Raw genomic sequence first — 22,525 nt, forward strand, 5'->3', positions numbered from 1 at the left:
AATCTAATAAATTTAAGCTATAAAATTAATATTTGTTATTACTTTTGCATAAAATTTAAGAAAATGTATAGAAGTCATACTTGTGGAGAATTAAATGCTTCACACATCAATACGGAAGTAACATTAGCAGGTTGGGTACAAAAATCTCGTGATAAAGGTTTTATGGTTTGGATAGATCTACGTGATCGTTACGGAATTACTCAATTAATCTTAGATGAAGAGAGAACGGATAAGTCTGTTTTTGAAAAAGCAAAATCACTTGGTAGAGAATTTGTTATTCAAGTTAAAGGAAAAGTAATTGAGCGCGAGTCTAAAAATAAAAATATTCCAACAGGAGAAATTGAAATTCTAGTTTCAGAACTTACAATACTAAACGAAGCAATGCTTCCTCCTTTCACAATTGAGGATGAAACAGATGGTGGAGAAGATATTAGAATGAAATATCGCTATTTAGATATCAGAAGGAATCCTGTAAAAAATAATTTATTATTTCGTCATAAAGTAAGTATGGAAGTTCGCAAATTTCTTTCAGATAAAGGATTTTGTGAAATTGAAACTCCTTATTTAATTAAATCTACTCCAGAAGGTGCTAGAGATTTTGTAGTGCCAAGTAGAATGAATGAAGGGCAATTTTACGCTTTACCACAATCTCCACAAACTTTTAAACAATTATTAATGGTAGGTGGAATGGATAAATATTTTCAAATTGTAAAATGTTTTCGTGATGAAGATTTACGTGCAGATAGGCAACCTGAATTTACACAAATAGATTGTGAAATGGCTTTTGTTGAGCAAGAAGACATCTTAGATATGTTTGAAGGATTAACTCGCCATTTATTAAAAGAAATTAAAGGAATAAATGTAGATAAATTCCCAAGAATCACGTATGATTACGCAATGAAAACATACGGAAATGACAAACCAGACATTCGTTTTGACATGAAATTTGGTGAATTAAATGAAATTGCAAAACATAAAGAATTCCCTGTATTTAATGCTGCTGAATTAGTAGTTGGAATTGCTGTTCCAGGATGTGCTTCTTATTCCAGAAAAGAGATTGATGCTCTAATTGAATGGGTAAAACGTCCGCAAGTAGGTGCATTAGGAATGGTTTATGTAAAATGCGAAGAAGACGGAACTTTCAAATCATCAGTAGATAAATTTTACGATCAAGAAGACTTAAAAAAATGGGCTGAAGCAACCAATGCAAAAGCTGGAGATTTAATTTTAGTCCTTTCAGGTGAAGCAAATAAAACAAGAGGTCAATTAAGTGCATTACGTATGGAATTAGCGACTCGCTTAGGCTTACGTAAAGCTGATGAATTTGCTCCATTATGGGTTATCGATTTCCCACTATTAGAATGGGATGAAGAAAGTGCTCGTTATCATGCTATGCATCATCCTTTTACTTCTCCTAAACCTGAAGACATTAAATTAATAGAAACAGAACCAGGAAAAGTAAGAGCAAATGCTTATGATATGGTTTTAAACGGAAACGAAATAGGTGGTGGATCAATCCGTATTCATGATAAAGAATTACAATCTAGAATGTTTGATTTATTAGGCTTTAGTAAAGAAGAGGCAGAAGCACAATTTGGTTTCCTAATGAATGCTTTCGAATTTGGAGCTCCTCCTCATGGTGGATTAGCTTTTGGTTTAGATAGATTAGTTTCTATTTTAGGTGGTCAAGAAACAATACGCGATTTTATTGCTTTCCCAAAAAATAATTCTGGAAGAGATGTTATGATTGATGCTCCTGCAAAAATTGATGATAAACAATTAGAAGAATTACATATTAAATTAAAATAAATCTTATTAGGACTCTTTTTAGAGTCCTTTTTAATATAACTAAAAAATGAAATACATACTTCGATTATTACTTCTATCCTTTTTTGCCCTTGTAGGATATGGCTATTTTCTTAAAAATTCAGGAAATAGTGATGGAGATAAATGGATTGGAATTGGTGTACTAATCTTATCTTTAGTATTAATGCCTTTATTCATTTATCATCGATATCGTAACAAAAATATTAAAGATTATGTATTAAAAAACACCAATCAAAAAAAGGAAAAGTCTGAAAATCAATAATTTTTTTACTCAAAAAGGTGTTTGTTTCACAAATAAGTATATCTTTGAATATTATTAATTATTTTATATTACAAAATGCGAACAGGCACAGTTAAATTCTTCAATGAAGAAAAAGGTTACGGTTTCATCACTGATGAAGAAACAGGAAAAGATATTTTCGTACACGCTAGTGGAATGAGAGTTGAGTCATTAACTCAAGGAGAAAGAGTAAATTACGAAGAAGAAGAAGGAAGAAAAGGTAAAGTAGCTGCTCAAGTAGTAGTTATCGAAGACTAATATACTATTATTTTTTGGTTACCTAGAAAGATTAAATCCTGCAATTGCAGGATTTTTTGTATGCTATATTTTTTAATATCTCTTTATATAAAATAAAAAAATCCTACAATTGTAGGATTTTTATTTATATTTTTTCTTGAATTTTTTTCGCTAAATCTTCAAATTCGCTTTTCTCAAGTTTTACTTTTCTCTGAAAACGCATATCATCCATATCTTGTAGCGGAATAAGGTGTACATGTACATGTGGAACTTCTAAACCAACTACTGCAACTCCTATTCTCTTACATTCAATTGTTTTTTCTAATGCTTTTGCAATTTTTCTAGAGAATGACATTAATCCTAGATAAAGTTCCTCCTCCATGTCAAAAATTTTATTGATTTCTTGCTTTGGAATACACAATGTGTGTCCTTTAGCATTTGGATTAACATCTAAAAAAGCAAGAAAATTTTCATCTTCTGCAATTTTATAACAAGGTATTTCACCGTTTACAATTTTAGTAAAAATAGAAGCCATATTATTAATTTCTTGTAATTTCTATAATTTCAAACTGTAATGTCCCATTTGGCACATTAATTTCAGCTATTTCACCTACTTTCTTTCCTAATAATCCTTTTCCTATTGGAGAAGTAACTGAAATCTTGCCTGTTTTTAAATCTGCTTCACTTTCAGCAACTAATGTATATGTCATTTCCATTCCATTAGTCTTATTTTTTATTTTAACTGTAGATAGAACAAGTGCTTTAGAAAGATCTAATTGTGATTCATCTATTAAACGAGCATTTGCTAAAAGTTCTTCCATTTTAGAAATTCTCATTTCAAGTAATCCTTGCGCTTCTTTTGCTGCATCATATTCGGCATTTTCAGACAGATCACCCTTATCTCTTGCTTCTGCAATAGCTTGTGATGCTTTTGGTCTTTCAATACTTTTTAAATGATCCACTTCGTCTCTAAGTTTCTTTAACCCTTCTGCTGTGTAATAAGATACTGTACTCATAAGTTCATTATTTATATAAATAGAAAGAATCCCATCGAAATGGGATTCCTTTCTACAAAGGTAGTAATTATTATTTTAAAATTATTTTTTGCTATATTTATAGTTAGTCAAATTTAAATAAATTAATTTTGATATATTAAATTTATTCCATTAAAATGAAAAAAAGTATCATATTTTTTATATTATTAGGTGTATCGCTAGGTTGTAGCAAAGATGACCGAGTGAACAACAACAACCCATATTTACCTAATTACCCAGTAGACGTTACACTAAACCTTAATTTACCTCAATACAATCAATTACTGTATGACACTAATGCTGTTTACGTAAATAATGGGTTAGCAGGTATTAGAGGTATTTTCGTTTTTAATGCTGGTGGCGGAAATTATGTGGCTTTTGATGCCGCTTGTCCGAATCAACCTTTAAGCAATTGCTCAACCATGACAATAAACGGAATTAAGGCACTTTGTTCATGTGACGACACGGAATATAGTTTCTTCACTGGCCAAGCACCTGGAAAAGAATATCCAATGAAACAATACAGAGTACAAGTAGTTAACTCCAGAACCTTAAAAGTATATAATTAAAATAAAAAAATCCGATGTGAAATTTCACATCGGATTTTTTTATTTTATAAATCTCTAATTAAAAATTAGCTCTATTATCTTTAATTTTTGATTTCTCTTTAATAGCCTGATATGCTCTAATTTGTGAAGATGACGCTTGCTGAGATTTCTCTTGAGTGATAAAGGAAGTAAAATTATCTACAGCAGGAGCCGCTACAACTTTCTTAGCTTTTACCATAAAAACTCCTGTATTCCCTACAATCAATTTTGAAGTTTTTCCTTCTGCTAAGCTAAATGCCGTACCTACTACTTTTGATTCTGAACCAACATTTTGAATTACTGGAGTTCCTAATGAAACATTAGTAGCCGAAAGAACTGATCCTCCTGAAACTTTAGCCACATCTTCTAATGAAGAACCTGACATTTTTTTCTTGATTAATTCAGCTTTCTTTTCGTTTCTTAATATTACTCCTACAGATTCTTTTGCAACATCCATAGCAAGTAATCCTGAATCATTTTTGCTTTTTAATGTCGCAATTACATATCCTTTTGGTGTTTCAAAACGCTTAATAGTACCAATTTCTGTATCTTCATTAAATGACCAACGAACTATCTCTCTTTGCGCTCCTAATCCTTGAATAAACTCATCTGATGGCTTAATATTAGAAGCTGGAACTATTGTCAATTTTGATGCTTTAGCCACTTCTTCAAAGCTTTTCTCATTAGCATCTGCTTCAAATTTACTTGCCTTATTATATATTGCATCAATTGTAGTGCTTGACGGTTCAATTTTTTGAGAAATTGTCGCTAATTGTACTGCATCATATTTTGCTGAAACTTTAATTACGTGAAATCCATAATCTGTTTCTACAACCCCTATTGCTCCTACTGGATTGTTAAATACAAAATCATTAAAAGTAGGAACCATTTGACCTGGTGTGATATTATCATATTCTCCACCATTATTTTTTGAACCTGGATCATCTGAGTTTGTAGATGCTAACATTGCGAAATTAGCTGGATTTGATTTCGCTTGAGCCATTAAACTATTTGCTAATGCTTGCGCTTCTTCTTTAGTTCTTGTTGCACTTGAATTTTGCGCTCCTTCATATGCTAATAAAATATGACTTGCTTTTGCACTTGCGTTAGATTTTCTTCCCATTAATCTAGATAATGATTGGTATTCATTATTCACATAAGGTCCGAAAACTTCTCCAGTAGACAAATTAAACAATTGTTCTTGAGAATCTATTGGTAAATCTTTTTTAGTAACATAAGTAGAGTCAAAAGGAATTTCTGATTCTTTGTTCACAAAAGCTATTACATTTTCATTTTTAACATCTTTAAAGCTTGGAATTGAATCTTTTCCATTAGCAACTCCATTCACATATCCGTAAAATTTAGTTTCTAAATCTTTTTCATCTTGTTCAGATGGTTTGTTTTCAATAAAAACATAATCAATAGTTCTTGTATCATCTGACTTGTATTTCTTAGGATTTTTTTTCATGTATGCCATGATTTCATCATCAGAAACTTTAACTTGATCGTCATTTATAGTTGAAAAACCAACAGTAACATAATCAAAATCTATTTTTTTATTATCTAATTCATGTTTGAATTTACCTTCTGCTTTAGTAGTGTATACACCACCTTTAATCATATTGTAATATAATTGTTCTACAGCTGATTTTGCAACATCCTCTTCAAATTGCTTCCATTGTACCCAACGGTCTTGATTTGGATCATTTTTAATTGATTTTACAAATTCTTTGAATTTATTTTCATCAAATTTTCCTGCGTCATTTAAAAATTGAGGATTTTGAGAAAAATATGGATTTGTTTTAACAACATTGATAACTTGCTCATTACCAATACCTAGTCCTATTTTCTCTATTTCTTTTCCTACTAAAACACTTCTTACTTCTTGTTCCCACACGCTATTCATAGCTTGTGTTGAACTCATATTTTGCCCTTGTTGTTGAGATTGTTTTTCAACTTGAGCTACTTTTTGCATGAATTGCTGAGCAACAATATCTGTCCCGTCTACAGATCCTACATTACTTGAGTCCGAACCAAAACTCCCATTTTTAATAACATCTGCTAAAACGAATGAAAACAAAGCCAAAGCAATGATTACGATTAGAAAGAATGAACGTTGTCTAATTTTAGATAAAACTGCCATTTTATATTAATTTAATTTTATTCAGTGGGCGAAAATACAATTATCTATTTAATAATAAAATAGAAAAGTTATAATTTATATTAATTTTTTGTCTTTTTCTTATTGTTTTTCTTCTAGAATTGAAAGTCTAACCAATTCAATCTTTTTATTTGACGCAGAATGGATGGTGATTTCAAAATTTTCTATCTTTATTTTTTCTTCATTTTGAGGTATTTCTTTCGTATTATGAACAATATATCCTCCTAATGTACTGTACGAGTCGTTTTCTGGAATTGATAAGTTATATTTTTGATTTATAAACTCCACATCGAGTCTGCCTGAAAATAAAAAAACATTTTCTTCTATTTTTTCATCGATTAGTTCTTCATCTAAATCGTGTTCGTCTTCTATTTCTCCAAACAATTCTTCAATTATATCTTCAACGGTAACAATTCCTGAAGTTCCTCCATATTCATCAAGAATTACCGCCATACTTTTTCTCTTTTTTGTCAAGATATCCAATAAGTCTTTTACAAAAATCGTTTCTGGAACATATTCAATAGGCATCATTACTGATTTGATTGTTTTTGGCTTTTTAAACAGCTCAAATGAATGAACATATCCCAAAATATCGTCAATTGAATTTTGATATACTATAATTTTAGAGTATCCTGTATTTATAAAAAGTTCTTTTAACTCTGAAACAGAATCCAGTATATCTACTCCTGAAATTTCAGTTCGCGGTGTCATGATATCTCGTGCTTTCAAATCAGAAAACTCTAATGCATTTTGAAAAATTTGTATCTCGGAGTCAATTTCATGATCTTCAGAAATACTACTCATTTGTTCGCTAATATAATTTCCTAATTCTACTTTACTAAAGTAATCTTGAACCTGATCTCCATCTGTTTTAAAAAATTTTTTCAATATAAAATCGGAAATCCAAATAATAAATTTAGAAACCCAAAAAAATAATTGGTAGAAAATATAAGCTGGTGCTGCGAATAATTTAACAAACGAATTTGCATATATTTGAAAGAATACTTTTGGCAAAAACTCTGCTGTCATTAAAATTATTGCAGTTGAAAGCAATGTCTGAAGTAAAAGGTTTATAAATGGTGAAAAAGTATAGCTAAATGATGTTATCCAATTCATCAACAAATCACCCGAATATATACCATATACCACTAACACTACATTATTACCTACTAACATAGAGGTAATAAATTGAGATGGTTTTTCTGTTAGCTTAGATAAGATTCTTGCGTTAAAATTGTGTTGCTTTTTTTCTATTGACAAATACACCTTGTTTGATGAAACGTAGGCTATCTCCATTCCAGAGAAAAAAGCAGAAAGCAGTAAACAAATAACTATTATAGCTATTTCCATAGATTATTGACGATTTTTATGCTTATTATAAAAATGTCTCCTAAAGAAAAACATTCCTATTGCTACTACTGCAATTGCAATACTCATAATATAATTCTCATTGTTTTGATACTTTGTAAAAGCATCGTACAAAAAGAAAACACCAAAAGCTAAATAGAAATATTGTATAAATTTTAAATAATTCATTTTATCAAATTTTCATCAAAAATAAGGAAATTTATTGACAAAAAAGAAATTGTTTTATTCTGCACTATTGATCTCACCACTACTGGTTTGCATATTAAAGATTTTAAAATCTTTACTAAAATCTACGCCTGGACCTTGAAGAAATCCTCCTTCATTATCTGTGTATTTAAAATGCTTCTCTGTAAAGAACCATTCATTTTTTTGATCGAAATATAACTGTGAAGTTTCTAGTTTTTTTCCATCACTAGATGTTATTGTAACATCTCCTTGCAAATCGATAATCTCTGTTTTTTTATATGAGATTGCATAATTCGATTCTATGATAGTTGTTTTACCTTTGTCATCAAACATCGTAACTACAACTCCTTCTGGAAATTCTGTAAAAGCGTTCTCTATATTACTATAGTCTAACATTCTTTTACTTCTAAGTATAGATTTTATTTTTCCTGAATCTGTGTATTTCAAATTAATAGAATCTGCTTCTCCTGAAGGCAAAAAGGAAGAGCGATTAAATTTTTGCACATCTTTTAATGAACCTTCACATGAAAAAAATATAGCCACAATAATACTTACTGTGACTATATTAAATATTCTATTTCTAGTTTTTTTCATATTCGTATTACAAAGTAGGAACGATTACGCTTTCTCCTACCCAACAATTAAATGAAATTCTTTTACCAGACATATTCCCTTTAGGGTTGCTGAAAATCTCAGATTTTGAAGGTGCTGCAGCTCTATATCCTGCCGCTCTACTACTTGCTGATGCTTTTAAAGAAGAATCTACTGATGCTGCTTTATCACAATATTGTGCTGCCAACCAATACATAGCTCTTCTTTCAAATTGATCTCCTCCACAGTCATTTAAACTACTCGCATATAATTGTGCAATTAACAAATATGCTTTACCATAAGATGGTTTAACTTGAAGTGCTTTTCTAGCATAAGTACGAGCTTGGCTTTTACTTGATTTTGTGTAAATAGAAGCCATTTTCATGTATACATTTGCTTTCTTAGTGTTGTCAGTATACAAACTTGCTGCTTGGTTAAAATATTCCATCGCTTTAGAAATATTTTTCTTTTGATATTCTACAACTCCCAATTTATATGCTGCATCTGCACTAGGATCTAATTTATAAAGCGCCTCTGATATTTTAGAGAATAATGGATCACTATCACATTCTTTAGCTTCTAAACGATCTGCTGCTCTTTGTAACCATAATTTGTTCCCTTTATTTTCTTCAAATGATTTTTGATAAAAAGGAATTAATTTATCACATGATGATAATTGAACAATAATAGCATCCATACTTGATGTTACAGTTACAATATCTTCTAAGTTTGCTTCATATCGTGCTTTTGCCTTAGCTTCTCTAGTATCTAATGTTTCATTTGCTTCTTCTTTTGCAATTAAAACATCTTTTGCATCTGAATATTCCTTTTCTTGAATTGATAATTTCTCTAAAATATCATCATATTTATCAAATACTTGTTGTAATGCGATTCCTTTGTTTCCAGCTTCATAATCTTTAACAAAGATTTCGAAATAAGCATATAATGCTCTTGTTGAATCAAAATTAGCTTTGTCATTTGTAAAAGCTTTATCTAAGAAAGCATATATTTCATCTTTAGTACCAACATTGTAATTAAACAATGTTAATCCTTTCTTCATATCTACACTTCCACTTGTTTCTGGAAAATATTTAAAATTCTCATCATAGAAACTCATCAAATCGCGTACATACTTTTCTTTTTCCACTTCATCAGCCGCATTGTCAATTTTTTGTTTGATTGCAAATTCTCCGTAAGAATACACTCTTTTATCAAAAGACGGGCAATCTTTTCTTAATGTTGTTAAGAAATCATATCCTGCTGGATCTTTCGCTTTTACCGAAGATGCCATTAAACTTAAAGTTTCAGTACAAGCATCGTTATTTTGTGCATTTACAAAAAAACCTAAAGCTGATACAAATAATAAAGATAATTTAGTTTTCATTATATCCTAATTCTAAAAATTTATTAATCTATTTTACGTTTTTTAAACCATTTGTCGCTTAGTGATAAACCTACACTTAGGTTAAAATAGTTTTCTCTTACTAAGTTATAATATGTAGTTCCTCTTACTCCAATTTCGAAACCTATATCTATTTTTGAAAATCCTAGTGGTAAACCTAAACCAAAATTCATGCCATAATCATCAATTTCTTTATCCTTTATAACTAAACCTGTATTTTCATATCTAAATCCAGCTCTATAAACTACTCTATTAAGATAACTTGAAAAAGAGTCATATTTAGGAATATAATAACCTCCTAATACAAATTTTTGTCCGTCTTTATAAGTAACATTAGAAGAGGCTGCATCATTAAATCTGTTTGTTAATTGACTATTACTTTGAAAAGTAATTTCCGTTCCTAACATCCATTTATTTTTTTCTCCTAATCCTAAACCAAACAACATTCTTGTAGGTATAGATATTTTAGTGTCATTCACATTAATATCTATATCATCATTCACAACTTCTGTTCCATTAGCTGTATAAGTAACTGTAGCTAGATTTCTTTCATTGCTAGAATTCAATCTTGCTTCAGGAGAAAATACAAAGCTAGCATATACATCTATTTTTTCATTCCATTTACGATTATACAAACCTCCAAAGTTAAATGATGCTCCAGAAATTTTTGAAATATTTCGCTCCCTCGATCCTAATTGCACTATTGAAAGACCTTCGATACTTTCGTTTTCAATATTACCAAAATTATATTGAACATCTGCACCAAAACTTAAATTTTTATTTACCGAATATGCTCCTCCAAAAAATACTTTATTAACATTTCCTTCTCCTGAAAAAGTCTTTTTTATTTGTTGTCCCTCATTATTTGTTGTTACATTTTGAATTTTGTAACCTACTGCACTATATGGTAAAACCCCAAACGAAGCTCCAAATTTACCCATAGGAATACCTATTGCTAAATAATCTAAACTTGTTCTTTTTGCTTTTCCATCTTCAGTTTCATTCTTTAGATTCGTAAAAGTTGTTGTACCTCCAACAGCTAAAGTTGTCAATTTTAAATGCGAATATGACGCAGGATTTAACAGATTAAGACTAATACTATCTCCTTGAATACCCAAACCTCCCATTGCTCTTGAACTTTGTGTCCCTCTAAATTTCACCTCGCCTAATCCGTAGTAAGAATATGGTGAAGACGTATTTTCTTGCGAGTAACCAATAACACTAAATATAAGCGCTACAAAAACTATTAATTTTTTAGTCATTTTCTGTTTGTACATAAGTAAATAATAAGCTCAAACTCTCAATTAGAAAATTTGAATTGGCAAATATGGTGCTTTTTAATCTTTTAGCCAAAAAATCTGCATCGCCTCCTGTTAAAATTATTGTTAAATCTGTATATTTATGAAAATATTGTGAAGCAAAACCTTCTATCTCATGAATCACACCGTTAATAATTCCCGAATGAATTGACTCATTTGTTGAGTTTCCAATAAAAAAACCAGGAAGTTCTTTTTTTAATAACGGTAATTTTGCTGTGTAATTGTGTAAACTATTATATCTAAGATTTATCCCTGGAGATATTGCTCCTCCAAAATAATTATTTTCATCATCTATAAAATCGTATGTTATACATGTTCCTGCATCAATAATTAAACAATTTTTATTTGGAAATTGTATTGCTGCTCCAGCCATTAGAACTATTCTATCAATTCCTAAAGTTAATGGAGTGCTGTATTTATTAGAAAAAGGCAATTTCGTCTGAGGAGTTACAACCATTAAATCTGAGTTGTTTTTTATCAAATTAAAACAATCATTATCTAAAATTCCGACTGAAGAAGATATTGAATTTGATATTTTTGGAAAATCATTAAAAATTTTTTCAATTTTTTTTAAAGCTTCTTCTTTTAAGAAAACATCTTGATATAGAATCATATTATTCTCAAAGACAGCACACTTAATTCTTGTATTACCAATATCTATAGTTAAAAGCATGATTATTTTTTTCGGTTTGCAAATATACGAAATGATTTTTTCTTTAAAATGTTTTGGATATTTAAAAAAGCATCCTATATTTGCACTCGCTAAAACAAAGCAATGGTACCTTAGCTCAGTTGGTAGAGCAATGGACTGAAAATCCATGTGTCCCTGGTTCGATTCCTGGAGGTACCACAAAAAAGTCTTGATTTAATAAATGAAATCAAGACTTTTTTTTGAATTACAACACCATTTCTTCATAAGTTAAAATAGTAGTATATCCTTTTTGAATAAAGTAATCTTTAGGGTTGTCTTTAGACAACACCATTACAAAATCGCCTCCCCAAGCACCTAAACTTTTCACAACTCCTTTAAAATCTGGAAACAGCATTTCTTTTACTGTTTCTGTTTCTAAAACATCACTCATTATTGCTTGATGTTTCTCCATTAGTAACGCAAAATCTCTTCCTTCTGTTACTTTTAAGGCTTCTTGTGTAATATTATTTATTTTAGAAATTACTTTATCTACTTTATGTTGTTTCGTAATATAATTTGATATTGCTGATTTACTACTTTGTTTCTGATTCAGATAAACAAAATGTATATTTTCTTTAAATAAAGGATTGAAATCTACAATTTCATATTTTGGTTTATTTGCTTCTATAGCATAAATAATAGGCTTATTATTTTGTGCACAAGCAACATCATATCCACTACCTCCAAAGCTTTCCTTTATTAATTGAAAAGCATCTATTTGTAACCAATGCGCTATGTTATTAATTAACGTTGATGACGTTCCTAATCCCCAAAGCCTTGGAAAAGTGAGATGCGTTTTTATTTCGTATCCACTTGATTTTTCAATAAAAGTAGGATTTTGGACATAAGCTTGATATAAAATTTCTAATAATGTATTTTTTATTTTTGAATTGGTTTCTTGAGTTTGTTTGTTTTTTATTTCTTCAAAACTTAAAACATCTTCAAACCATATACTCTTGTCTGAATCATAGCTTATCCAATTAATTTGCTTATTTTTTCCTTGATTAATAATTAAATTTTGTCCAAATTTTGTTGGTACTGCTAATGCTTGAGCTCCATCTAAAACGACATATTCTCCTGTTAATAACAGCTTTCCATTACTATAAAAAATTTGTTCTTGCATTACTTTTATGTTTTAGCCCTGATGGAAGCGACATCCTTTTTTATATTAAATGTATTTAAAATAAAAAAGATATAGCGTACAGCAGGAAAAGCTTCTTAAAAAATATTTTATTTTCTTAGATTATCTAAATAATCCACCACTAAGCTATGAGAAATAGCTGTGTTTTTAAAATAATCTAACACTTGTGTTTTTTCTTCTTTTGTTGCTTGATGTTGATTTAAAATGTTATTGATATGCATTTTCATGTGTCCTTGTTGAATTCCTGTTGTAGTTAAGGAACGAACTGCTGCAAAATTTTGAGCTAATCCTGTAACTGCTACAATCTTCATTAATTCTTCAGCACTAGGATTTCCTAACATTTCTAGTGAAAATTTCACTAATGGATGCAATGATGTTAATCCTCCAACAGTTCCTAGTGCTAATGGGATATCTATCCAAAATCTAAAAATTCCATTTTCTATTTCTGCATGAGATAAGCTTCTATATTGTCCTGTTTTACTTGCATAAGCATGAACTCCTGCTTCAATAGCTCTAAAATCGTTACCTGTAGCAAGAACCACTGCATCGATTCCGTTCATAATTCCTTTATTATGTGTCACTGCTCTATAAGGTTCTATTTCTGCTATTTTAACAGCATTTACAAACTTCTCTGCAAATTCTTTAGAGTCTATCAACTCGTCTTCACTCATGTTTTCTATTGAACAAGACACTTCTGCTCTTACAAGACAATTAGGAACATAGTTACTTAGAATACTCATTATTACTTGAATATTTTTTTCGTCTTCATTGAAGCTAACGAAGTTTTGCGCTTCGTTTTCTAATGTTTTTGCAAATTGCTCAAGACAGGTATTGATGAAATTTGCTCCCATGCTATCTTTTGTATTGAATGTAGCATGTAATTGATAATAATTCTCTAGTTCTGATGTTTTATCAATTAATTGAATATCCAAAATTCCACCTCCTCGTTTTTGCATATTCTTAGTAAAACTTTCAGTATATAAAAAGAATTTTGGTTTTATTTCAGTAAAGAAATCTTGTAATTTTTCTACACTTCCTTTAAATAAGAAGTGCACTTGACCTATTTTTTCTGTATTTATAACTGTAGCTTTAAAACCGCCTCTTTCTCCCCAGAATTTAGCTGCTTTTGATGCGGCTGCCACAACTGAACTTTCTTCAATAGCCATAGGAACTGTATAATGTTTCCCATTAATAATGAAGTTTGGAGCTACTCCATAAGGCAAATAAAAATTTGTTATGGTGTTTTCTATAAATTCATCGTGTAGTTTTTGCAAGTTTTCACTTGCATTCCAATATTGTTTTACAAGTTTTTTAGATTCTTCTGGATTTGAGAAATAGGTTTCTACTATCCAATTTATTTTCTCTTCTTTTGATAGTTTTGAAAACCCTTTTATATTTTGAGTCATAAATTTATATTCTTAATATAACTGCAAAGATACTAAATGGATATTTTTTGTAATGTATTTATCCATTTTATTAATGTGTTTTCAAAAAGCTCTTTATCTATTGGTTTTAGTATAAAATCGTTCATTCCTATATCTAAACATTTTTCTTTTTCTCCTGTTATGACTCCGGCTGTAAGTGCAATAATAATTACTTCAGAATTTATTTTTCTTATTTCTTCTGTTGTTTCATATCCATTCATCACTGGCATTTGAATATCCATTAAGATAATTTCAGGACTTGTATTTTTAAAAATTTCTATTGCTTCTAAACCGTTGTTTGCTTCGTGTATTATTATGTTTGAAAAGTTTCTGTTGATTAACGTTTTTGTAAGCAGCATATTAACTTTATTGTCTTCTACAACTAGGATGCTTATTTTGTTTATTAATGATTCTTTGTTTATTAGCTTTTCTTTAACGTTCCTTTTAATTGGGTTATTTATTTTATTTAAATAGTTTTGAAGAACATGAATTTTTAATGGCTTTATTATATTTTGAATATTATTAAAGTTTTTACTTGCAATAAAGTCTGATGTTGAATTTTGCATTATCAACAGGTGTGTTTTCTTTCTAAGGTTAACAATATCTATAATTTCCAGAATGGTTTTTCTTGACAAAAACTCATAATCAACTAAGATTAAATCGTATTCTTTTCCTTCTCTTATTATTTCTACAGCATTACTTTTTGTAGATATTGTTTTGCATGGTATATCTAAACTTTTGAACATTCTCTTAATAACATCACATACTAATCTATTATCTTCTACAACAAGTGCGTTTTTAAATCTATTGTTGTATAATATGGTATGATTTTCACAAAGTTCTGTTTTTAATTCTACTTCAAAATTAAAAGTACTTCCTTTCTTAATATCGCTTTCTATTTGTAGTTGAGAATTCATTAATTTTAACAAACTATTTGTGATTGAAAGACCCAATCCTGTTCCTCCAAAATTCCTTGTTGTAGAACTATCTTCTTGAGAAAACGCTTCTAATATTTTATCTTTATTTTCAGGTTTTATCCCTATCCCTGTGTCTTTTACCTGAAAATTGATAATTGAAGTATCATTTTCTGTTTTTTGTGCTGTTACATTTAATTCTATTTGACCTTTTAATGTGAACTTAACAGCATTACTTAATAAGTTTTGTAATATTTGTTTTAACCTAACTTCATCTGTCCAAATTACGCACTGAATATTCTCTTCTACATTTACAATTATTTCAATATTTTTTTGATGTGCTGTAAATTTAACCATGTCTACAGACTGATTAATTATATTATACAGATTTGTTTTACTCTCATCTAATGTTAGTTTTCCTGCTTCTATTTTTGACAAGTCTAACACATCATTAACAACATCTAATAATGATTCGGCAGATTGATTTACTGTTTGCAAATATTGACTTTGTATTTCTGTTATATTTGTATTAAGCAATAATTTACTAAACCCTATTATTCCGTTTAAAGGGGTTCGTATTTCATGACTCATATTTGCCAAGAATTCTGATTTTGCTTTATTTGAAGTTTCTGCCAACTCTTTGGCTAAAATGGCTTCTTCTGCTTTTTTCCGTTCTGTAACATCTATTAATACTCCTTCTAGATATTCAATTTTATTATCTATTAGAATGGCTTCTCCGTGCTCTTCAACCCATATTATTGTACCATCTTTTTTAATTAATCTTGATGTTACTAAAAAGGCTTTTTGGTTTTTTACTGCGATATCAATTTCTTTTATAGCCTTTTCTCTATCTTCTGGATGATATAAGTCTAAAAGTTTAACATCTCCTTCAAAAAAATCAGCCATTGAGTAGCCTGTTAATTTTTCAATTTCTTTGTTTAAATATACTTTAGATCGGTTTTTGTCAAATTTTACTAAATAAACTGCTCCTGGGATATTATTCGCTAATAGTTTAAACTTTTCTTCGCTTTCTTGTAGCGCTTTTTCGTTATTAATTCTTATTATAGTTGTTGCAATATTATTTGCCAATGTTTCCAAAATTGTGATTTCCTCATCATCCCAGTTTCTATCTATATGAAAATTATCAAGACCTAAATAACCTATTAACCCATCAACATGAAACACAGGAACTAATAGAACTGATTGAATACCTCTTTTTCTTAATCTTTCTTTCAAAAGTGTATTCTCTAATTTACTTGTAATAATTTTAAATGATTTGTTTTCTAATAATGTATTAAACATATCTGCATACTCATCTGCCTGAAAATTTTGAAAATTGGGATTGTTTAAATTTAAAACATTACCTTTTACAAACCATTCAAATTTTTGATTCACTACATTATTTATTTGCTCATATTTGTAGAAGCATATTCTATCTGCATTTATAGCTTTTGTTAAACTTCCTAATGATTCATCAAAAATATCATCTATACTTTCTTTTTGAATTAATTTATTCGTATATCGCGATAATTGTGTTAGAATATTGTTTTTATAAATAATTCTATCTTCTAATTTTCTTGTTTTTGTAATATCTCTTAAAACACATGAAAAACCAGATACTTTGTTTTCTAAATCATATTTAATCCTCACTTTTTGCGAAAACCATAAAAGCTCTTTGTCTTTATTTCTTATAGGAATTACATAAGAATCAAAATCTGTTTGATTGTCTAATTTTTGTCTATAGAACTCTTGTACTTTCTTTTTTTCCTTTGGAGATAAAAATTCTGCAAAATGCCTTCCTACAATTTCACTTTGATCATAGCCTAAAACTCTTTTTGAAGCATCATTAATCAGCGTAATAATTCCTTCTTTATTGGCATCATATATTATATCAGGTGCATTTTCAATTAATGTTTGGTATTCTTTTTCTGCTATAATTTTCTGAGTAACATCGAGTCCTGTGGCAATAAATAAATTACTAGAATACTTAAAATCGCTCCATTGAATATATTTATAATCTCCTGATTTTGCTCTAAGTTTTCTTGTATAAACAGAATTAGGAATATATTTTATATTATAGTCGACATCTTCAAAATCACTATCCTTTGTTAGGCTCCAGAAGCCTTTACCCATTACTTCTTCAATTTGATAACCTAATACCTTAATAATTGAATCACTACAAAAAACAACATTCCCAAACTTATCACAAGCTATGGTAATAAAGTTTGATTGATTAATAATATCGTTTGTAAAAACTAATTTATCATACGTATTTAAAAAATTAATTCGTCTAGAAAAATTGATTATTACAATTATGAATGTAGCGCTTATTAGTTGAATGTAAACTCCTTTATTTTCTGTTTCAATAATAAAAAAACACAATAGAGTTGCCAAAACAATAAGAATGTAAATAATATAGTTCCTGAATTTTTTAAAGACATTGTATGAAAAGAACACTAACAACAGAAACTCTGAAAAGTTGACAAATGAGATTTCTGAATAAATTAGATTATTAAATACAATAACTGTTATTGCTATAAAAAAGAAAGTGAATATTTTATCTAGATTTCCTTTAACTATTTTTATTGATGAAAGAAAGTAAATAAACAACGATATGAACCCTAAAATTGTTTTAACAATTAATTCTTTTTCATCATATGTTTCAAATATATAATATGCAATTTGAGTGAAAATTATAATAATTCCAAAATATAAAAAATAACTTTTTAAGTCGAACTGCATCTCGTTTTCAGAAATATTCTTAACAAAATCTTTATTGTATTTTGATGAATCTTTTATCAAATAATTAAAAGCAATTATTGTTAATGAGCATAAAAGAAAAACAAACCACCAAGAAGTATAAAAAGGTGGTGTAATATTAAAAGTGTAAGATGTTTTATGTCCTAAATCATTTCCTAGAGCATCAACTTCTTTTACATAAAAAGTATAGTTCCCTGGTTGAAGATTATGATAGTTAATTTCTTTGCTTTTTGTTGGTTTTGTCCATATTTTATTTAATCCCTTTAGCCTATACGAATAATAATTATTCTCTGCTAAAGAGTTATTTATTTGTCCTATTTGAAAAGAAAGTGTGTTTTCTTTATGAGTAAAACTAATATTCTCTCTAGGAACGTTAAAGTATTTATTTTCTTCAGCAACGTAATCTTTATTATTAACTAATAAATTTGTGATAAAAATTGGTGTTGCTATTTTAGATTTTCTGTTTTTAAAATAATACTTATAAAGCCCTTTTACTGTTCCTAAATAGACATTCCCATTTTTATCTATAAAATCTGATTTTGTATTCGTTTCGATACCATCAAACATATTGCTTGAACTCAAATTTTCTATATTAAGAATGTTCCCGTTTTTATCCGCAATAATTCTTTCTAATCCTAAATTAGAACCAATCAATACATTATCTTCAATTGCTGTTAAAGTATATATTAATGTAGATGATAATCCGTCATTTGTTCCAAATGATTTTACAACGCCATTATTATATGAATAAACTTTATTTGTACCACTATACCATATTGTATTGTATTTGTCTTTTGTTACTAAAAACAATAAATCATGTATAATTTTTTTTTTAACTTTAAAATGTTTTTTATCATAACTTACTTCGCAAAGACCTAATGATGTAGAAACCAGCCATGAATTGTCTCCAATTTGAATTGAATTATAACAAACACTTCCTTTTGAATTTTTAAATAATTTTGCAACTAGATTAAATTTTGAATCAACAATTAATAATCCATCTCCATTTGTTGCAATCCAAAATCGATCTTGATTATCTTGAGTAATTGCTAATACATTAATTTTTGGAATAAGCGATATAACTTTATTGTCATGATATTTATATAATCCGTTTTCAGCCCCTATAAGGATTACATCATTTTTAGCCTTTTTTAAAACACTTACCCTTTCATTAAATTCTATTTTCTTCTTATGTTTTAATGTAGAGGTGTTTTCTTCTGTAAATATATTTAATCCATTTTCTCTGCTATAAACAAATAAATCATTTCCCTTTTCCGTAATTGCAAATATTGACTTTGAACTTAATCCAGAATGATGGTTGTATTTTACAAATGTCTGATCACTAAACTGAATTACGCCTAAATAATTTGATCCTAAAAACAAACACCCATTATCTTCAAAAATGGTATTTACTTCAGATTGTGGAAACCCCTTTTCTTCATCAATAATTAAATAACTATCTTTTCCATAGACAATCCCTATTCCTCCTAGGTTTTTACCTGATACCCATATATCACCAGAATTAGTCTTATAAATATTATTAATATAAAAATTAGAATTATCTGCTTTCTTAACTGTTGTAATCTTATGTTTATATCTATATTTCCCCTTATCAAATTGAATTATAAAAACATTTCCTTTATTATCTCCTAAATAATAAAATGTATTTTTATTTCCTGAAATACAAACATCGTTATCTGTAAAATCTAAAATAAAAAATTTACTGTCTGAAAATTGATAGAGTCCATTATTGGTAGCAACAAGAAGATTATTCTCGTCTAATTGTGTTACTGTATTTATACTAGATATTTTTTTATCAACAATATCGATTATTGGATGAATTCTTAGATTTTCATCAATTTCATAAATACGATTAGTTGTAATACCATATATTTTAGTATCTGTTTTTATAATTTTTTTAAATACATCTAACCTACCATTATAACTAGGATATTTGATTCCTTTTATAATTTTTTTTCCATTAAAAACCAACAACCCTCTAAACTTTGTGGTAAGTATTAAATTCTTGTCATCACTTTCAATTATATCTGTAATGAAAAAATTTTCTAAGCCTTTAAATTTATTATAATTTACAAATTGGTTACCATCATAACGTATTAATCCTGCTCCTTCGGTTCCATACCAAAAAAGCCCATCACTACTCTTAAATATTTTGTTGACAGAAGAAGAAGGAAATCCTTTCTCTTGATTAATTATTTCAAAATTATATTGCTGACTTTGTATAGGGCAAGAAAGCAAAAAAAATGAAAATAAAATTAAATGGTAAAGTTTAATCATATTTGGAAAATAGTAGGGGCAGTTAACCCTATAAAAGTATAAAAAAAAAGCATAGACACCAAAATAAGTTAAATTTCATGCATATGTCATAAAAAATCCCTATTATTGGGGGTTTTTTAATAAAAGATTTAATATGTCATTAAGGAAAATTACTACTTTTTTATTGTTAGTCGCTTCGTTTTCAATTGTTGCACAACAAAACATTACGCTTGAAGAAATTTGGTCTGGAGCCTTTAGAACAAAAGGGATGGATGAACTTCATGCAATGAAAAACACAAATCAATATACAATCTTAAATTTTGATAGAAGTTCAAGGTCGATGCAAATAGATTTATATGATTTTGGAACTCTTGAAAAAGTAAACAACATAATTGACACAAAAAACCACAAAGAACTTCAATCTATAGATAGCTACACTTTTGATAAGACAGAGAATAAAATTCTTATTGCTACAAATTCTAATCCAATTTTTAGACATTCTTTTACCGCTGATTATTTTGTGTATGATATTTCATCAAAAAAACTAACAAAATTTACTGATAAAAAAATTCAAGAGCCTACTTTTTCTTCTGATGGTTCAAAAATAGCTTATGCATTTGAAAACAACTTATATGTTTATGATGTAATTTCTCAAACCCATTTACAAATCACAAATGATGGCAAGAAAAATGCTATTATCAATGGTATAACTGATTGGGTTTATGAAGAAGAATTTGCTTTTGTAAAAGCTTATGACTGGAATACTTCAGGTGAAAAAATTGCATTTATTCGATTTGATGAAACAAATGTTCCTGAATTCTCAATGGATTTATACAACGAAGGACTATATCCTACGCAATCTGTTTTCAAATATCCTAAAGCAGGAGAAAAAAACGCAATTGTTTCACTACACATTTATGATTTAAAAACAAATACAACTAAAAAAATTAATTTAGGAAATTATACAGACTTTTATATTCCAAGAATTAAATGGACAAATGACAATAATACTCTAAGCGTTCATGTGATGAATCGCCATCAAAACAACCTAGATTTACATTTTGTTGATGCAAATTCTGGAAATACTCAGATAATTCTAAACGAAAAGGATAAGGCATATATAGACGTTACTGACAATCTTACTTTCTTAGAAGATAATAGTTTCATCTGGACTTCTGAAAAAGATGGATATAACCACATTTATCATTATGATAAAAATGGAAAACTAAAAAAACAAATTACTTCTGGAAACTGGGAAGTAACCAATTATTATGGTTTTGACGAAAAAAACAAAACTATTTATTATCAATCCGTTGAAAATGGATCAATTAATCGCGATGTTTATTCCATTAAAATAAATGGAAAATCTAAAACAAGATTATCTTCTAAAACAGGGACAAACAATGCTATTTTTAGCCCTAATTTTCAATATTTCATAAATACTTATTCTAGCGCAATAAATGCCCCTACATTTACTTTAAATGAATCAAAAACAGGAGCATTAATAAAGCAAATTGTAATAAACAATGAAATAGAAGAAAAACTAGCGCAATACAATATTGCTCCAAAAGAATTTTTCACTCTAACTACTTCTAAAGGAAATGAATTAAATGCATGGATGATTAAACCTAAAAACTTTGATACTTCAAAAAAATATCCAGTATTTATGTATCAATATTCAGGACCAGGATCACAATCTGTAGCGAATCAATGGAATTCATCAAATGATTATTGGTATTACATGTTAGCCCAAAAAGGATACATAATAGTTTGCGTAGATGGAAGAGGTACTGGTTACAAAGGAGCCGAATTTAAAAAAGTTACGTATAAAGAATTAGGCAAATATGAAGTAGAAGATCAAATTGACGCTGCGAAAATAATTGGAAACTATTCATACGTGGACAAATCAAGAATTGGTATTTTTGGCTGGAGTTATGGTGGTTTTATGAGTAGTAATTGTATATTAAAAGGAAATGATGTATTTAAAACAGCAATTGCTGTTGCTCCAGTTACTAGTTGGAGATATTATGATAGTGTTTACACAGAAAGATACATGCAAACTCCTCAAGAAAATGCAAGTGGTTATGACGACAATTCCCCTATTAATCATGTTGAAAAACTAAAAGGAAATTATCTATTAATTCATGGAACTGCGGATGACAATGTACATGTACAAAATACCATGAAAATGATTGAAGCTTTAGTACAAGCAAATAAACAATTTGACTGGGCTATATATCCTGATAAAAATCATGGAATTTATGGTGGAAAAACTAGACTTCAACTATATACAAAAATGACTAACTTTATCTTAGAAAAGCTATAA

17 protein-coding genes and 1 tRNA gene are annotated in these 22,525 nt (G+C 28.7%); 6 read left to right on the forward strand and 12 right to left on the reverse strand.

Translation table 11 applies throughout. The features are described 5' to 3' along the window. Positions 1-63 precede the first annotated feature (63 nt). The 3 genes from aspS (at position 64) to SY27_RS09405 (ending at position 2,365) form a co-directional block, all read left to right on the forward strand. Positions 64-1,809 carry an aspartate--tRNA ligase gene (aspS, locus tag SY27_RS09395; RefSeq protein WP_045969562.1) on the forward strand — a complete coding sequence of 582 codons (1,746 nt, stop codon included), beginning with the start codon at positions 64-66 and terminating at the stop codon, positions 1,807-1,809. Positions 1,810-1,855: 46 nt separating this feature from the next. Further along, complete coding sequence (locus SY27_RS09400) at positions 1,856-2,089, forward strand: hypothetical protein (RefSeq protein ID WP_045969564.1); 234 nt, start codon at positions 1,856-1,858, stop codon at positions 2,087-2,089. Between the two features lie 75 nt (positions 2,090-2,164). After that, positions 2,165-2,365 carry a cold-shock protein gene (locus SY27_RS09405; protein ID WP_045969567.1) on the forward strand — a complete coding sequence of 67 codons (201 nt, stop codon included), beginning with the start codon at positions 2,165-2,167 and terminating at the stop codon, positions 2,363-2,365. Between the two features lie 124 nt (positions 2,366-2,489). On the opposite strand, the gene SY27_RS09410 is transcribed toward SY27_RS09405, so the two are convergent. Beyond that, on the reverse strand, positions 2,490-2,879 hold the full coding sequence (locus SY27_RS09410; RefSeq protein ID WP_045969569.1) for an HIT family protein: 390 nt from the start codon (positions 2,877-2,879) through the stop codon (positions 2,490-2,492). A 4-nt stretch (positions 2,880-2,883) separates the two neighbouring features. Continuing rightward, positions 2,884-3,360, reverse strand: a complete 477-nt coding sequence (gene greA, locus SY27_RS09415) for a transcription elongation factor GreA (RefSeq protein ID WP_045969572.1) — start codon at positions 3,358-3,360, stop codon at positions 2,884-2,886. A gap of 155 nt (positions 3,361-3,515) precedes the next feature. On the opposite strand from greA, the gene SY27_RS09420 reads away from it, so the two are divergent. Next, a complete protein-coding gene (locus SY27_RS09420) occupies positions 3,516-3,947 on the forward strand; it encodes a hypothetical protein (protein ID WP_045969574.1) in 432 nt (143 codons plus the stop codon). A 58-nt stretch (positions 3,948-4,005) separates the two neighbouring features. On the opposite strand, the gene SY27_RS09425 is transcribed toward SY27_RS09420, so the two are convergent. The 7 genes from SY27_RS09425 to SY27_RS09455 all read right to left on the reverse strand — a co-directional run bounded on the left by SY27_RS09425 (position 4,006) and on the right by SY27_RS09455 (position 11,665). Next, positions 4,006-6,108: a peptidylprolyl isomerase gene (locus SY27_RS09425; protein ID WP_045969576.1), complete on the reverse strand. Its 2,103-nt coding sequence runs from the start codon at positions 6,106-6,108 to the stop codon at positions 4,006-4,008. 99 nt (positions 6,109-6,207) lie between these two features. Further along, positions 6,208-7,476 carry a hemolysin family protein gene (locus SY27_RS09430; RefSeq protein ID WP_045969578.1) on the reverse strand — a complete coding sequence of 423 codons (1,269 nt, stop codon included), beginning with the start codon at positions 7,474-7,476 and terminating at the stop codon, positions 6,208-6,210. A 3-nt stretch (positions 7,477-7,479) separates the two neighbouring features. After that, positions 7,480-7,662, reverse strand: coding sequence for a hypothetical protein (locus tag SY27_RS09435; RefSeq protein ID WP_045969580.1), 183 nt, complete (start codon positions 7,660-7,662; stop codon positions 7,480-7,482). A gap of 54 nt (positions 7,663-7,716) precedes the next feature. After that, positions 7,717-8,274, reverse strand: coding sequence for an LPS export ABC transporter periplasmic protein LptC (lptC, locus tag SY27_RS09440; RefSeq protein WP_045969582.1), 558 nt, complete (start codon positions 8,272-8,274; stop codon positions 7,717-7,719). Between the two features lie 7 nt (positions 8,275-8,281). Continuing rightward, entirely contained in the window at positions 8,282-9,655 is a 1,374-nt protein-coding gene (locus SY27_RS09445) for a hypothetical protein (RefSeq protein ID WP_045969584.1), read from the reverse strand. A 23-nt stretch (positions 9,656-9,678) separates the two neighbouring features. Further along, on the reverse strand, positions 9,679-10,935 hold the full coding sequence (locus tag SY27_RS09450) for a hypothetical protein (RefSeq protein WP_045969586.1): 1,257 nt from the start codon (positions 10,933-10,935) through the stop codon (positions 9,679-9,681). Continuing rightward, positions 10,928-11,665, reverse strand: a complete 738-nt coding sequence (locus tag SY27_RS09455; RefSeq protein WP_045969588.1) for a type III pantothenate kinase — start codon at positions 11,663-11,665, stop codon at positions 10,928-10,930. The genes SY27_RS09450 and SY27_RS09455 overlap by 8 nt, the downstream gene beginning before the upstream one ends. 104 nt (positions 11,666-11,769) lie before the next feature. Here SY27_RS09455 and SY27_RS09460 point away from each other — a divergent pair. Next, positions 11,770-11,842, forward strand: a tRNA-Phe gene (locus SY27_RS09460). Positions 11,843-11,888: 46 nt separating this feature from the next. Here SY27_RS09460 and SY27_RS09465 read toward each other — a convergent pair. The 3 genes from SY27_RS09465 to SY27_RS09475 all read right to left on the reverse strand — a co-directional run bounded on the left by SY27_RS09465 (position 11,889) and on the right by SY27_RS09475 (position 20,220). Continuing rightward, complete coding sequence (locus SY27_RS09465) at positions 11,889-12,806, reverse strand: GYDIA family GHMP kinase (protein ID WP_045969590.1); 918 nt, start codon at positions 12,804-12,806, stop codon at positions 11,889-11,891. 107 nt (positions 12,807-12,913) lie between these two features. After that, complete coding sequence (locus tag SY27_RS09470) at positions 12,914-14,230, reverse strand: hydroxymethylglutaryl-CoA reductase, degradative (protein ID WP_045969592.1); 1,317 nt, start codon at positions 14,228-14,230, stop codon at positions 12,914-12,916. Between the two features lie 32 nt (positions 14,231-14,262). Next, a complete protein-coding gene (locus tag SY27_RS09475; RefSeq protein ID WP_045969595.1) occupies positions 14,263-20,220 on the reverse strand; it encodes a PAS domain S-box protein in 5,958 nt (1,985 codons plus the stop codon). Positions 20,221-20,353: 133 nt separating this feature from the next. Here SY27_RS09475 and SY27_RS09480 point away from each other — a divergent pair, with 133 nt between their 5' ends. Continuing rightward, positions 20,354-22,525 (forward strand): S9 family peptidase, encoded by a 2,172-nt coding sequence (locus tag SY27_RS09480; protein ID WP_045969597.1) that lies wholly within the window; start codon positions 20,354-20,356, stop codon positions 22,523-22,525.

Source organism: Flavobacterium sp. 316, from assembly GCF_000967805.1.
Taxonomy (GTDB): domain Bacteria; phylum Bacteroidota; class Bacteroidia; order Flavobacteriales; family Flavobacteriaceae; genus Flavobacterium; species Flavobacterium sediminilitoris.

Bases quoted from the DNA above. Each gene is read 5' to 3' on its own strand.
- aspS (WP_045969562.1), top strand. From the start codon at position 64: ATGTATAGAAGTCATACTTGTGGAGAATTAAATGCTTCACACATCAAT.
- SY27_RS09400 (WP_045969564.1), top strand. From the start codon at position 1,856: ATGAAATACATACTTCGATTATTACTTCTATCCTTTTTTGCCCTTGTA.
- SY27_RS09405 (WP_045969567.1), top strand. From the start codon at position 2,165: ATGCGAACAGGCACAGTTAAATTCTTCAATGAAGAAAAAGGTTACGGT.
- SY27_RS09410 (WP_045969569.1), bottom strand. From the start codon at position 2,879: ATGGCTTCTATTTTTACTAAAATTGTAAACGGTGAAATACCTTGTTAT.
- greA (WP_045969572.1), bottom strand. From the start codon at position 3,360: ATGAGTACAGTATCTTATTACACAGCAGAAGGGTTAAAGAAACTTAGA.
- SY27_RS09420 (WP_045969574.1), top strand. From the start codon at position 3,516: ATGAAAAAAAGTATCATATTTTTTATATTATTAGGTGTATCGCTAGGT.
- SY27_RS09425 (WP_045969576.1), bottom strand. From the start codon at position 6,108: ATGGCAGTTTTATCTAAAATTAGACAACGTTCATTCTTTCTAATCGTA.
- SY27_RS09430 (WP_045969578.1), bottom strand. From the start codon at position 7,476: ATGGAAATAGCTATAATAGTTATTTGTTTACTGCTTTCTGCTTTTTTC.
- SY27_RS09435 (WP_045969580.1), bottom strand. From the start codon at position 7,662: ATGAATTATTTAAAATTTATACAATATTTCTATTTAGCTTTTGGTGTT.
- lptC (WP_045969582.1), bottom strand. From the start codon at position 8,274: ATGAAAAAAACTAGAAATAGAATATTTAATATAGTCACAGTAAGTATT.
- SY27_RS09445 (WP_045969584.1), bottom strand. From the start codon at position 9,655: ATGAAAACTAAATTATCTTTATTATTTGTATCAGCTTTAGGTTTTTTT.
- SY27_RS09450 (WP_045969586.1), bottom strand. From the start codon at position 10,935: ATGACTAAAAAATTAATAGTTTTTGTAGCGCTTATATTTAGTGTTATT.
- SY27_RS09455 (WP_045969588.1), bottom strand. From the start codon at position 11,665: ATGCTTTTAACTATAGATATTGGTAATACAAGAATTAAGTGTGCTGTC.
- SY27_RS09465 (WP_045969590.1), bottom strand. From the start codon at position 12,806: ATGCAAGAACAAATTTTTTATAGTAATGGAAAGCTGTTATTAACAGGA.
- SY27_RS09470 (WP_045969592.1), bottom strand. From the start codon at position 14,230: ATGACTCAAAATATAAAAGGGTTTTCAAAACTATCAAAAGAAGAGAAA.
- SY27_RS09475 (WP_045969595.1), bottom strand. From the start codon at position 20,220: ATGATTAAACTTTACCATTTAATTTTATTTTCATTTTTTTTGCTTTCT.
- SY27_RS09480 (WP_045969597.1), top strand. From the start codon at position 20,354: ATGTCATTAAGGAAAATTACTACTTTTTTATTGTTAGTCGCTTCGTTT.